The sequence below is a fragment of the Parabacteroides sp. AM17-47 genome (assembly GCF_003434625.1).
GTDB lineage: Bacteria > Bacteroidota > Bacteroidia > Bacteroidales > Tannerellaceae > Parabacteroides > Parabacteroides distasonis.
Map to the genome: position 1 here is coordinate 52,900 of NZ_QTLI01000013.1, position 14,562 is coordinate 67,461.

Annotated in this window: 8 protein-coding genes and 1 pseudogene; 1 reads left to right on the forward strand and 8 read right to left on the reverse strand. The window is 42.3% G+C overall.

The genetic code is table 11. The annotated features are described in order from the left end of the window. Positions 1 to 15: 15 nt before the first annotated feature. From DW205_RS11930 to DW205_RS22845, 8 genes and pseudogenes are all read right to left on the reverse strand, one after another. Complete coding sequence (locus DW205_RS11930; protein WP_229055168.1) at positions 16 to 3,327, reverse strand: TonB-dependent receptor; 3,312 nt, start codon at positions 3,325 to 3,327, stop codon at positions 16 to 18. Positions 3,328 to 3,624: 297 nt separating this feature from the next. After that, positions 3,625 to 4,656 (reverse strand): FecR domain-containing protein, encoded by a 1,032-nt coding sequence (locus DW205_RS11935; RefSeq protein WP_005866985.1) that lies wholly within the window; start codon positions 4,654 to 4,656, stop codon positions 3,625 to 3,627. 289 nt (positions 4,657 to 4,945) lie between these two features. Further along, the gene (locus tag DW205_RS11940; protein ID WP_005866984.1) at positions 4,946 to 6,547 is read right to left on the reverse strand and encodes a xylulokinase; all 1,602 of its coding nucleotides are present in this window, start codon (positions 6,545 to 6,547) and stop codon (positions 4,946 to 4,948) included. Positions 6,548 to 6,559: 12 nt separating this feature from the next. Beyond that, a complete protein-coding gene (gene araA / locus DW205_RS11945; protein ID WP_005866983.1) occupies positions 6,560 to 8,086 on the reverse strand; it encodes an L-arabinose isomerase in 1,527 nt (508 codons plus the stop codon). A gap of 61 nt (positions 8,087 to 8,147) precedes the next feature. Next, the gene (araD, locus tag DW205_RS11950; RefSeq protein ID WP_005866982.1) at positions 8,148 to 8,834 is read right to left on the reverse strand and encodes an L-ribulose-5-phosphate 4-epimerase; all 687 of its coding nucleotides are present in this window, start codon (positions 8,832 to 8,834) and stop codon (positions 8,148 to 8,150) included. Positions 8,835 to 9,682: 848 nt separating this feature from the next. Continuing rightward, a complete protein-coding gene (locus DW205_RS11960; RefSeq protein ID WP_005866980.1) occupies positions 9,683 to 9,943 on the reverse strand; it encodes a FecR domain-containing protein in 261 nt (86 codons plus the stop codon). Positions 9,944 to 9,996: 53 nt separating this feature from the next. Continuing rightward, the gene (locus tag DW205_RS11965) at positions 9,997 to 10,557 is read right to left on the reverse strand and encodes an RNA polymerase sigma-70 factor (RefSeq protein WP_005866979.1); all 561 of its coding nucleotides are present in this window, start codon (positions 10,555 to 10,557) and stop codon (positions 9,997 to 9,999) included. A 513-nt stretch (positions 10,558 to 11,070) separates the two neighbouring features. Next, positions 11,071 to 11,175: pseudogene (locus DW205_RS22845) on the reverse strand (DUF6383 domain-containing protein); the annotation flags it as partial. Between the two features lie 564 nt (positions 11,176 to 11,739). Between DW205_RS22845 and DW205_RS11975 the strand changes: the two are divergent. Beyond that, positions 11,740 to 14,559 carry a TonB-dependent receptor gene (locus DW205_RS11975; protein ID WP_034530533.1) on the forward strand — a complete coding sequence of 940 codons (2,820 nt, stop codon included), beginning with the start codon at positions 11,740 to 11,742 and terminating at the stop codon, positions 14,557 to 14,559. Positions 14,560 to 14,562 lie beyond the last annotated feature (3 nt).

Consider the following 14,562-nt stretch of genomic DNA (forward strand, 5'->3'; position numbering starts at 1 on the left):
ATGCATAATTAGTAGTTAGAAATTAAGAGATAATCCGAATAAAACCTTCTTAGATATCGGGAAGAATCCACGATCTATACCGATGCTATTATTATCGGAGCTAGATGCCTCCGGGTCCATACCCGGATAATTCGTAAATGTGAAAAAGTCATCCAAAGACGCATAGATACGTGTATGCCCGATATGCAACTTATTTGTCACGAGAGCCGGTAATGAGTAACCTAATTGTATTTGCTTGATTTTCATAAAAGAGCCGTTAAATAACATCTGGTCACTATTCCAGTACTTAGCGTCTACGGTTGCGGACGGGCGTGAGGCGTTCGGATTCTCCGGAGTCCAACGATCGGTGTAGAACAAAGACAGCTTGTTTGTCGCCGGACGGTCCGTACGGATAATACCCATCAAGATATCGTTTCCTGCTTGTCCCTGTATGAACATCGTAAAGTCAAACCCCTTATATTCCATATTCAAGGTAGCTCCGTAGGTAATATCTGGAATAGCACTACCGATATACGTAAAATCATTCGCATTCACCGTTCCATCGCCATTTACGTCCACAAAGTTCACGTTTCCTGTTGCCGGATCTATACCATCCGTCTTATATCCCCGGAAATACCAAACCGGAAGGCCTTTCTCGAACGCCGTGGCAGAAGACCATTTGTTTACGGAAGCACCATTCAGGCGACTGATTGTTGGGTCTAAGTAAGTCACCTCATTTTTCAAGGTAGATAAGTTCGCCGCAATACTATACTTAAAATCACCGATATGATCACGCCAAGTCAACTCAAAATCAAATCCCTTATTCACCACGTTTCCACCATTGATCGGGGAAGCGCTATTACCGGCTTCTAGTGGAGGCGTATTTGTCGTAATCAGATCTTTCGTAGTCTTATGATAGTAGTCCATCGTAAACCCTAGACGATCGGCCAAGAAGCGTAGATCGATACCAAAGTCTAACTGCTCACTGGTTTCCCATGTCAATTTATTATTACCCAATACGGAAGGAGAAGAAGCGGTCGCATATGTACCATCCGCCAAAGGATACAAGGTAGAAGCATTCATGCTTGACCAAGTCAGATAATTGGTTACAGAACCGGATGACACGACATTAGACGCATAACTGTATTTACCAAGGTTCGACAAACTACCATTTTGTCCCCAACTACCACGAATCTTAGCGTAAGAGAACCCATTCAGTTCCGGAAAGAAATCCTCGTTACTGATCACCCAACCCGCTGATAAAGCAGGGAACGTACCCCAACGATTATCCTTCGGAAGGATAGAAAGACCGGCAGCGTCCCGGCGAACCGTCGCTTGGAATAAATATTTATTCTCATAATCATAATTGATTCGGGCAAAATAGGAAAGCTTCGTATCAGTCAAGGTGGTTCCACCTACCTTTGAATTCGCCTGCGTAGAGATATAATCCAGATCGGCATACGAATCTTGGTCTTTGATCAATGGATAACCAGAAGCCGTAACCGTCTTATAGTCCCTGCGGGAGACTGCGGTTCCTGCCATGAGGGTAAAGTTATGCTTATTGAAGCTCTTTACATAAGAAGCATAATTTTCCCATTGCCAATAGGTCATGGTAGCGTCTGACTCGCTAACTGAGGCGAACGCATTCATCATCTCGCCGCTATAATAGTATTCCGGCTTATAGTTGTGTACGTTTTTAGAGAAATAATTAATACCTAGCTTTGAGGTAAAAGTAAGTCCCTCTAACGGAGTGATATCCATATAAGCATTACCCATCAATGACGTAATCGTAGTAGCAGTTTGAGACTGCCCCTTCTGTACGAACGGATTAATCGTCTCTCCGTTTACATATTTAGAGATTCCGTAATAATTACCATTCTCCGATTGCATCACCGGCTTCCCGGCATCGATCAATTCCTGCACACGGGTAGGAACCTCGCCTACATATTCTACCGGTGTCAGCGGGTCTAGCAAAATAGCGTTAGAGATCACGCCACGAGACTCGTCATTCTCGTTGATCGAATGCTGTACGGATCGGTTGATCTGGACACTACTACCTACCTTCAACCATTTGTTCACCTTCTGGCTTCCGTTAAACATCCCGGAATATCTTTTATAGTTATCATCGTCACCTTTTACGATACCATCTTGATTCAAGAAAGATAATGACATTAAATAAGTAGACTTTTCATTTCCTCCCGAGATTGACAAATTATGCTTTTGCATCGGAGCCGCCTCAAAGGTCTCTTTCACCCAATCCGTATCGGTACCGTCCCATTGAATACCCGGAATAGCGCCGGATTCATCCATGTAAGATATGTATTGCTCCGCATTCATGACTTTCGGAGTCTTGCCCAAGCTCTGAATCGTATATTGGAAATCGTAAGTCACTTGAGTCTTACCAGCCGAACCATTTTTCGTGGTAATCAAAACGACGCCATTACCACCTTCCGCACCGTAGATAGCAGCAGATGCTCCATCTTTCAAAACCTCCATACTAGCGATATTACTAGGTTCCAAACCACTAATATCATCCGTACGCAAACCATCGACAATATATAAAGGGTCCGAGTTACCATTAGAGCTATAACCACGTATACGGATTTTCATACTGGAACCCGGAGCACCGGAAGAAGACAATACCTGTACACCGGAAGTCTTTCCTTGCAAAGCTTGCTCCGGTCGTGTATTAGCGCTATTCATCATATCCTCGGCTTTTACGGATGAGATCGCTCCCGTCACCACACTCTTTTTCTGGATACCATAACCTACTACGACTACCTCATCCAACGCTTTCGTATCCTCCGCCAATTTTATCTGAAAGGAGCTTTGGCCTTTTACCACTATCTCCTTAGGAGAATAACCGATATAAGAGATTAACAATGTAGCGTTATCCGGAACCTCCAGTGAAAATTTACCATCCATATCTGTAATCGTTCCGTTCGTAGTGCCTTTCTCTACGACATTCGCTCCAATCACCGGAATCCCGGTACCATCCACGACAACGCCGCTTACCCGTCTTCCTTGCTGGACGATCATGACATCGGATGTCTTATTCAAGACAATCTGCCGGTCACTTATCACATAATTCACATCACTCTTTTTAAAGAGATTATCCAAGATAGTTGTTATTTCTTTCCCGTCTACAGAGATATCAACTTTTCGGTCTACATCTACCGATTTCTTATTATACAGAAAACGGTATTCTGTTTTCGATTCAATCTCATTCAAGACATCTTCTACTGATACATTTTTTAGATCTAATGAAAGTGTAGTCATTTGCGAATAGCCGGTAGAAGCAATAACTTGCATTACACTACAGATCAGTAATAACAGGCATATTCTCATAATACAAAAGATTTTAGAGGTAATTAACCGCCGTTTAATTTCATCAAGTGAAACTGATTTCATAATTTTGCTGTGTTTAGTTAGAAAATAAGGTTATAAAAATTTTACGACTAAGCTTTATAAAAGGGGAGGTGTACGAGACCTTCCCTTTTTTAGCCTAATTTCGTGTCATGATATAATTTCTCCACTCTTTTTTATTCCATAGGCAACATCTATTTAATGGTTAACAAATAAAATCCTTTCACATATATAAGACGTCTCAACTCAAGAGATCCACATACAATATGTGTATTTTTCTCACTTTTTTGTTTTGTATACCTCTATTTTTTGTTTTCGGTAGTGATTATCGGTACCCCGCTCCCGATTTGAATATTTATATTGGATAGGGGCCGTCAATCGTAAGAGACGCAATATCTCGTCCAGAGATTCCTGTTGGAAGGTAGCCCGATAGGGCTGATGAGCTATAGCGGTATCTTTTAAAACGATATCCACATTAAAGGTCTGCCCGATTTTCTTGAATACATATTCTAAAGGATCATTCCGGAAAACCAGGGCACCATCTTTCCACGCATACCATTTATAGGGATCGATCTGCTCGATCCGACAGGAAGAAGTATTAACGTTGTATCCCATCCGTTCACCGGATACCAAGGAAAAGACTCGTTGTTTCCCCAGAGAGACATTTACTTTTCCAATCGCCATCGTCACGGCCACGATTGAATCGTTCCGATAAGCCTCCACATTGAAAGCAGTTCCCACAGCAGAGACCTCTACCCCATCGGTTTGAACAATGAATGGATGCTCCGGATCTGATTCCACCTCGAAATAAGCCTCTCCGGAAAGTTCTACTTGTCGCTTATCCCAATCAAACACAGTCGGATATTTCAAAGAGCTTCCAGCATTCAGCCATACCAAGGAACCGTCTGGTAAATTCACCCGGGAATGGGTACCATAAGGAGCAAAGACCTCTTGATAAGCGACTTGGGAGTATTCCGTACGCTGATTGGAAATAAACAAATAGGAAGAAAAAACAACTAAGGGCAACAGAAGTATCGCCGCCGCATATTGCCAATAACGGATAAATCTCGATTCATACCATTTTACGGGAGTAATCCGACTCATCATTTTTTCATTGGCACTAGCTACTTGAATCGTATCAGCCCCGAAAGCGGGATGGGAAACCTGCCATATATTTTTCAACCGTTGATAATATCGAAGATTGTCGGGACTTTCCTTTATCCAAGCCACCAATCGTTCCGTGTCTTCCTTATTTGTATTCCCGGACAGATAGCCGGTTATTAATTCCTCTATTTGTTTTCTTGTGCTCATCCTAATTTTATATTTTATAAAAAAGACGTGCAAGATTGAAAGTCCCACAGTTAAATAACATTCTTTAAGAAAACAAAGTGATCAATAGTACAAAGAATAGAAATAAAGATGTATCGTCTTACAGCAACAAGATGTATGATCTTATCATTATAAGATCATGCATCTTACAACGATAAGATATATCATCTTTCAGGGGACTCTATCTATTTAGGCTTTTGTATGTATAATTGCACTTTTGAAGATATACACCCCTCTTCAAAGACTGGTTGAAAAGAGGTGTAAGATTTAATCAATAACATTTAAATCGTACAGCCGCTTCCTCTATGGGCAATCCGGCTTTGTAATTTTCGATGTATGTGTTAAAACCTTCTACCTCTTCCGCCGTGGGTGAAACTTCAACACCGGCATCACCGGCAAACACATACTCGTCCAAGAAATCAGCCAGAGATTGCTTCCCGTCATTGTTCACAAGAAAAGCACCCAGCAGGGCAATTCCCCAAGCACCCCCTTCACCAGCGGTTTCCATAACGGATATGGGTGAGTTTATAGCCGCAGCCAATATTCTTTGACCTACACCCTTGGTCTTGAACAGACCTCCATGTGCTGTAATTCTGTCGACTTTGATTTTCTCTTCTTTGAAAAGGATGTCATTACCTATCTTAAGAACCCCTACTGAAGCATACAGATGAGTCCGCATGAAATTCGCAAGGTTAAACTTGTCATTCGCCGAGCGTATAAACAGCGGTCTTCCATCCGAAAGCCCCGTTACAGGTTCACCCGAGATGTAATTATATGAAATAAGACCACCACAATCCACATTCCCCGTAAGCGCATGATTATAAAGCTTTCCAAATACCTCGTCCATGTCCACAGGTACACCCAGCAGCTCTTGATATTCCTTGAATAAATTGACCCATGCGTTAAGGTCGGAGGTACAATTATTGCAATGTACCATAGCCACAAGGCTTCCATCCGGCGTGGTAACCATGTCAATCATCTCGTATGGCTTTAACAACTCCTTCTCCAACACGATCATAGAGAATGAGGATGTACCGGCGGAAACGTTTCCCGTACGTCGCTTGACGGCATTGGTCGCCACCATACCTGTACCAGCGTCGCCTTCCGGAGGACAAACAGGTATGCCTGCTTTCAAATGGCCTGATACATCAAGCATTTTAGCTCCCTTCAATGTAAGATGACCGGCATTTTCACCTGCTAGCAAGACCTTAGGCAAGATATCCCGCAAATTCCAATCATATCCCTTTGTAGCGATTAATCGGTCGAACTGGGATATCATTTCGGCAGAATAGTTCTTGGTGGCCGGATCTATGGGAAGCATACCGGATGCGTCACCTACACCCAATACTTTTCGCCCCGTTATCTGCCAATGGATGAAACCGGCAAGGGTTGTCAGATAATCAATATCCTTAACGTGTTCCTCATTATCCAAGATCGCTTGATACAAATGAGAAATACTCCATCTCAAAGGAATATTATATACAAACAATTCCGATAAGGCCGCCGCAGCCTTGCCCGTATGGGTGTTTCTCCATGTGCGAAAAGGCACGAGTATCTCCTCTCTCTCATTGAATGCCATGTAACCATGCATCATGGCACTAATACCGATTGCCGCCAGTGTCTCGATCTCAACGTCATACTTTTTTTTCACGTTTGAACGAAGATCCGCATAGCAATCCTGCAATCCATACCAAATAGCCTCCACGCTATATGTCCAAAGTCCGTCGACTAACTGGTTTTCCCAACTATGACTTCCTTGTGCGATCGGTTTGTTTTCCTCATCGATCAAGACAGCTTTTATTCTGGTCGAGCCAAATTCTATGCCAAGAATAGCTTTCCCCGCTTCAATGGTTGATTTCGCATCTACTTTCATATTGATTGAAGTTTAACAAAGCGCTTTGTTCAACATATAATAAACCTCATTCATGCGAAGTTCCTTCTTGAAGTTGCTGATAGCCGTATCCTTGTTGATATGTACCATTTCGATACCTGCGATTTCAGCATAATCTTCCCAATATTCCGCAGTCAAGTCGTACGAGAAACATGAGTGGTGAGTACCACCTGCCAAAATCCAAGCACCCGCACCTATCTCGAAGCTTGGCATCGGAATCCAAAGGGCAGACGCAACCGGCAACTTAGGCAGCGGCTCCGGTTCGATACATTCCACATCGTTTACGATCAAACGGAAACGATTCCCCAGATCTACGACAGTAGCCGTACAACCCGTACCTACTTTTGAGGTGAAGACCAAACGTACCGTCTGGCTCTTACGGATACCTATACCCAAGAAATGTACTTCAAGACGTGGCTTGGATGCGGCGATAAGAGGACAAATCTCCAACATATGTGATTGAAGAATTGAACTTTGGCCACCTTTAAAGTTCAAGGTATAATCTTCCAAGAAAGAACAACCATTGGAAAGTCCTTGGTTCATTACCCATACCGTACGATAAAGAGCGGCGGACTTCCAATCACCTTCAGCGCCAAATCCATAACCTTCCGCCATCAGACGCTGAGAAGCCAATCCCGGGATTTGGTCGAAATAACTACCGTCTGTCTGTCCTAGGTCATCAAAGTTTGTAGTAAAACCTTTGGCTCCTTTCGCTTTGAGGATAGCACGGAGAGCTAATTCCGCTTTCGCCGCATTCCATACTTTCTCATAAGCTTCTGTAGATTTATCTTCCAATGAAGCGTCATGGTCGTATTCACTAAAATAGATTGCTACAAGAGCTTCCACATCGGCATCCTTGATATTTTTATGATATTCCATCAGTTCGCTCACCGGGCAGTAGTCCACATGGTAACCCATGCGTTGCTCCGCCTCAACCTTATCTCCATCCGTTACCGCTACATTATTCATCTGGTCGCCAAAACGGACAATCAGCATGTCTTGAGCATCCGCCCAAGCCGCACAGACACGCATCCAAACAGCAATCTTACGTTGAGCTTCCCCATCTTTCCAATGCCCTACCACTACTTTGCGGCGAATTCGCATTCGAGTACAAATATGCCCGAACTCACGATCGCCATGAGCAGACTGATTCAGGTTCATGAAGTCCATATCCATGGTGTCCCAAGGTATCTCCTTGTTGAATTGGGTATGAAAATGTAATAGAGGTTTTCTCAATTCCTGCAAGCCATGTATCCACATTTTCGCCGGAGAGAAAGTATGCATCCAAGTGATTACACCGATACATTTGTCCTCATTATTAGCGGCCTTGAAAGTGGCCGTTACCTCTTTGGCAGAATTTACCGTACCTTTATATACTATTTTTACGGGCAAGAGACCGGATTCGTTCAATCCATTTACCATCTCGTTAGAGTGTGCATCTACCGCTACAACCGCATCGCCGCCATACAGAAGCTGCGCCCCTGTAACGAACCATACCTCGAAATCATTGAAATTATTCATGGCTTATTGATTTAAAAAGTTAATAATGTCGTTATTTATCATCTATTTATAGTGTTCATACTTATTTTTGCCCGTAATAAGCATTCGGGCCGTGCTTTCGATAAAAATGTTTCGTAACCAAATGTGGATTCATACCCAGTTGAGGATTGATGCCATAAGATATATAAGCCATCTTGGCCACTTGCTCCATTACAACCGCATTATACACAGCCTCATCAGCATCTTTTCCCCAAGAAAATGGTCCGTGATTCTCTACGAGGACCCCGGGAACATATACAGGATTAATTTGCTGAAAACGTTCGACGATCACATTTCCTGTCTCTTTCTCATACTCACCTTCTATTTCCTGCTGAGTCATTTCGCGCGTGCAAGGAATGGCCTCGCTGAAATAGTCAGCGTGTGTCGTACCGATATTAGGAATATCACGTCCGGCTTGAGCCCACGAAGTGGCATAGGTGGAATGCGTGTGAACAACTCCCCCTATCTCAGGAAAAGCATTATACAAGACCAAATGAGTCGGAGTATCCGATGAAGGTTTCAACCTTCCCTCCACTATATTACCCCGCAAATCCAGCACGACCATATCATCAGCCTTCATAGTCTCATAAGAAACACCCGAAGGCTTAATGACTACTAATCCTTTTTTACGATCAATGGCACTTACATTTCCCCAAGTAAAAATAACCAGCCCATATTTGACCAAATCCAAATTCGCTTTGAAAACTTTCTCTTTTAATTCCTCAATCATTACTTTTCACATTATAGAGTGGTTTACTATATGCCTTTTTATTAAAAGATTGAACTCATATAAGTGTAATAACTAACACTTATATATTTGGGCGTAAAAATAACACTTTATCCATTACCTAAAACAAAGACGAACATGTTTCGTAACATACTTTATCTTTCTATATGAGGCTTTTATCTACTTGGTATATTATAAATAAATGAACGCTCCAATTCATCAACTCACAATCTGTCGATCGCTTATCACATAATTCACTCCACTTCTTTCGAACAGATTATCTAGAATCGTTGTTATTTCCTTCTCATTTAGATGATATATCAGCTTTTTTGTTCAATTACCGATCTCTTATTATTAAAGAAAGCGGTATTCCGTTTTTGATTCGATCTCATTCAAGACTTCTTCTACTGATACATTTTTTAGATCTAATGAAAGTGTAGTCATTTGTGAATAGCCTATAGAAGCAAAAGCTCTCATTACACTACAGATCAGTAATAGCAGGCATATTCTTATAATACTAAAGATTTTAGTGGCAAATAGTCGCCGTTTAATTTCATCAAATGAAACTGATTTCATAATTTTGTTGTGTTTAGTTAGAAAATAAGGTTATAAAATTTTACGACTAAGCTTCATAAAAGGGAGGATGTACGAGATCTTCCCTTTTTTATCCTAAATTCGTGGCATGATATAATTTTCCTGCTCCTCCTTTATTCCATAGGCAATTTCTATTTACAGGTTAACAAACAAATAGTCTTTACATATATAAGACGGATCAACTTTAGAACCCCACATAAAATAAAACGTATTTTTTCGCTCCCTATCTAATTTTATAGACTTCTATCCTTTGTTTCTTATAATGATGATGCATCTACCTTCCGGTTGGAATATTCATAACGAATCGGAGCGGTCAAACGCAGAAGGCATAAGATCTCATCCAAAGATTCTTGCCTAAAAGTGGTCCGATAAAGTTGATGAGCTATATCCGTGTCTTTTAAAATAATGTCAACATTAAATGTCTGCCCGATCTTCTTGAACACACATTCCAAAGGATCATCCCAGAAAACTAAAGCCCCGTCTTTCCATGCGTACCATTTATAAGGGTCAATGCGCATAATTTGCGCTAGAGAAGGTATTCAAGTTATAACCCACAGCCAAATAACATTCTTTAGGGAAATGTTGTGATCAATGCAGACAAAAAATCTCTCAGATAATGACGAAGTAGCCCCAAGGCCTTACCTACCCTTACCTCCACCGTACGTTCAGAAACATTTAGCTTTACCGCTATTTCCTTATACTTCAACTGTTCGAAACGACTCATCTCGAAAGCTTCCCGGCAAGCTATAGGCAATTTATCCAAGGCTTCTCGCAAATGATCGTATAAGTCTGAATATAATATATAATTCTCCGTATCAATATCATCTAGTTCCAGATGGGACAAAATAATGGATTCATGCTCCCGAACAACATACCGATGCCGTATCTCATCCAAACAACTGTTTCGTACGGAAGCCAGAAGATAGGATTTAAAAGAAGTTTCTATTATTAGGCTCTCACGATCATTCCAAACCTTTAGGAATACTGATTGTACGACATCCTCACTAATATTTCTCTCTCCTAAATAGCTACCAGCAAACATCACAAGATCTTTGTAATAAGCCATAAATAAATGGGAAAAAGCATTTTTATTCCCCCGTCTAAGCTCTACAAGCAGAAACTGTTCCTCCATATTATAGTTATCTTATCTCCTTATTTCAACCTTTCCTAATCACAAAATGACAAATAAAAAAATAATCGTTCCTGTTTAACCGCTAAATGTAACTCATATTTTTAATAGAAACAACATTTCAACTCTTTTTACACATTTACAAACCCTAAAGCTAAATAAAACTATCAATATTTTTTTAAAGAAGTTGCAAAGAATATCTTGTTGGTTTCGGCATAAAAAGGCTTTTCAAGTGGTAAGCTATTCATTTTTAGAGTTGTATGTTACCGGCTAGGTATAGCCGTTAGTTATTCACTCGACAAGCCGTAGGTTATTCATTTTAGCCGCCAATGGCAGGACCCGTTTCCTGGTTATTAGGGCCTATACGGACACATGTTTCCCATATTTTTAAGTAATCTACCATCACGATGTACTTGAAGAATCTATCTCCGCCGGGAATTTCAGAATTATAAATATCTTCTAAAAGGAAGAGATGGGGAATATTCCATCTCTTACCCTATCTATTTGTTGTCTAATTTATTTCACAACCACCTTAACAGTTTCCTCGCCAACCGTTACGAATACAGCAGCGGCCGGAGCAGCAATAGTAGCGTTGTCGGAAGTAAGAACCGTCGTAGCAATATAATATACAACGGCCTTACCGTCATCAGCGATCGCAGAGATGATCTTATGTCCGATAGACATTTCAGCGTAAGCATCTTTCTTACCCTCTACCAAAGAGAAAATCATTCCTTATGATCATGCCAGAAGTACTTCCAAAAGTAAGGGGCAGTAAAAGGCGTATCAGTTAGCCATGCGAAAAAGGTATCTTAGTTTCATTGAGAAAGTATCCTAAGTTCATTGGCGAAGTATCTTAGGTGCATGGGGCGATGAAGATACGATACTTTTTTCATGAGCACCTTGTGTTAGTATCGGTGTCGTCATACGCAACTACCGGCGTAGGCTGGGACTACTCGTGCAGGTTCTAAGCTCTAGTATTTATCGCTTGTGCCGATACGGATGAAATTCACCTCGATCAAAAGAGTGAGAATGGTTAACTCATACACCTATCCCCACTGAGGTTCTACGGCCCCAAGAATAAATATCATGTGTTAATAATATCAAATCCATAAAAGTTATATTAAACTATTTTGAATGAACCATGTCTATCTTTTCGTAATTGTAAACAATGTAATCCATATAGTTATGAAATCGGGAAAGTGCCTTTTGATGTTGTTGATGATCCTTTTTTCACCGATGGCTTTCGCACAGCAAAGCGGTGTTAATGTTACCGGATCTGTCGTTGAGCAAGGTAGTGATACCCCCATCGAGCAAGCAACGGTACGATTGCTGAACGTAAAAGACAGTGCCATGGTACGAGGTGTGGTGAGCGCCCGTAATGGTAGTTTTACCTTGAAAAACGTAAAGAAAGGAAGTTATTTACTACACATCACATTCATCGGATACGATCCATTGTACCAACCCTTGCAAATCACCGGAAAGAAAAATCCCGTAAACGTAGGTAAACTCGAATTAAGCGACGGAGCGATCGAGTTGGGAGAAGCCGTAGTTATAGGTAAGGCACCCGAGGTTACCGTTCGCAACGACACTGTGGAATACAACGCGGATTCTTATAAAGTAACCGAAGGCTCCGTTTTGGAGGATTTATTGAAAAAGATGCCCGGTGTGGAGGTAGATAGCGAAGGCAAGATCACCGTCAATGGAAAAGAGGTGAAAAAGGTAATGGTGGACGGAAAGGAGTTCTTCTCCGATGACCCGAAAGTGGCCTCCAAGAATCTTCCAGCCAAGATGATCGATAAATTACAGGTACTTGATAAAAAAAGCGATATGGCCCAAATGACTGGCTTCGACGATGGAGAGGAAGAGACCGTCATCAACCTAACCGTGAAACCCGGCATGAAGCAAGGTTGGTTTGGCAACGCATATGGCGGATACGGAAGTAAAGATCGGTATGAAGGCAACGCCATGGTCAATCGTTTCGTGAATAATGACCAGATCACGTTCATGGGGGGAACGAATAACACGAATAATATGGGCTTTTCCGATCTAGCCTCAACAATGTTCTCCGGTATGGGAGGCGGTGGAGGTCGACGAGGAGGTTTCGGAGCGGGTAGCGGTATCACCTCTTCCGGAAACGCAGGTTTGAATTTCAGCAAGGAATTCAAGCCGGATAAACTAACTCTTGGGGGAAATACTCGTTATTCCCATTCCGACAATGACGCTCGCAGCAAGAGCGACCGGCAGAATATTCTTCCCGGAGATAGTTCCTCCTACGATAATAGCGAGGCGATGAGCCGTACGAAGAGCGATAACTTTGGCGTAGACTTTCGCTTGGAATGGAAACCGGACACGATGACTCAACTTATCTTCCGCCCGAGTTTCAGCCTCAGCCATAGCATGAATGACAATTTCAGTGATGCTACCACCTTGGATAACGAACGGGATACGGTCAATACCAACAAATCCAGCAATTACTCGGAAAGTAACGGGTACAACCTAAATGCCAGCATCGATTTCAGCCGTAAGCTGAATAACAAAGGGCGTGTGTTCAGCGCCACCCTTTCCGGAGGCAATAGCGATTCGTACAGTGACGGCATGAACCGTTCCGACATCGTTTATTTCAACCAGACTGATGCCTTGAAGAATAGCATTATCGACCAGCGCTCACGTTACGACAACAAAGGTTTCAATTACCGGGCCTACGTATCGTGGGTAGAACCGATCGGGCATAATAATTTCATCCAAGCCACTTATAGCATCAGCCAACGGAAACAAGAAGCCTTGAAGAATGTTTACAACCAAGACGCTGATGGTATATATAATGTATTAGATTCCGCCTATAACCAAAGCTATCGTAATAACTTTATCAGCCAGCGGGCCAGCTTGAGCTTCAAGTCTCAACGGGCAAAGTTCAACTACACGATCGGCTTGAATCTGGACCCATCCTATTCCAGCAGCGAGAATTTCGTTGGCGACACGACCTTATCCAAGATAACCCGTAAGGTGGTCAACCTCTCCCCGATGGCTCAATTCAACTATATGTTCGATAAGCGTACGAATCTTCGTATCATGTATAATGGCCGTACCAGCCAACCGAGCATGACTCAATTACAACCGGTAGCGGATATCTCGGACCCGACGAATATCACGATCGGTAACCCGGATTTGAATCCCCGCTATACGAACAACGTATTTATTCGTTTCCAACAGTTCACGCCGGAGAAACAACGGGCCTTCATGATCATGGCAAACGGTAGTTATATCATCAACGATATCGTAAGTTATACCTCTTATAACCAAGAGACAGGTGTAAAGACCACCACTTACAAAAACGTAAATGGCAACTATAGTGGCAACGTCCGTATGATGTTGAACACCCCCTTGAAGAATAAGAAATTCTCCATCAACTCCATGACAATGGCCTCGTTCGCTAATAGCAACGGATATATCAACGAGGAGAAGAATACGAACCGGAATCTCATATTGTCCGAACGTGGTGGTATCGACTTCCGCTCCTCTTATCTGGATCTGGGCGTAAACGGGAATATTCGTTACAATGCCACCAGCAACTCCCTGCAAAAGGAAAATAACCAAAACACCTTCAATTACGGAGCCGGCGGTTACACGACAATCTATCTGCCCCTCAATTTCAAGATAGAGAGTGACGTGAACTGGTCTACCAACTCTGGCTACGGGGACGGATTCAAACAGAACGAAGTCCTATGGAATGCCTCAGCCTCCAAGTCTTTCTTAAAGAATAACCAAGGGACGCTCCGTTTCAAGATCTACGACATCCTGCAACAACGAAGCAATATCTCCCGTTCCGTTACCGCTAGCTATATACAAGACTCAGAATATAACACGCTAGGCAGTTATTTCATGGTACACTTCATCTATCGGTTCAGCATCTTCAAAGGCGGAGCCAGTGCCAGCGACGTGAAAACGCCGGGTAGAAGCGGACGGGGAAGAGGTCCGATGGGTCCTCCTCCGGGACATCGATTTTAATCC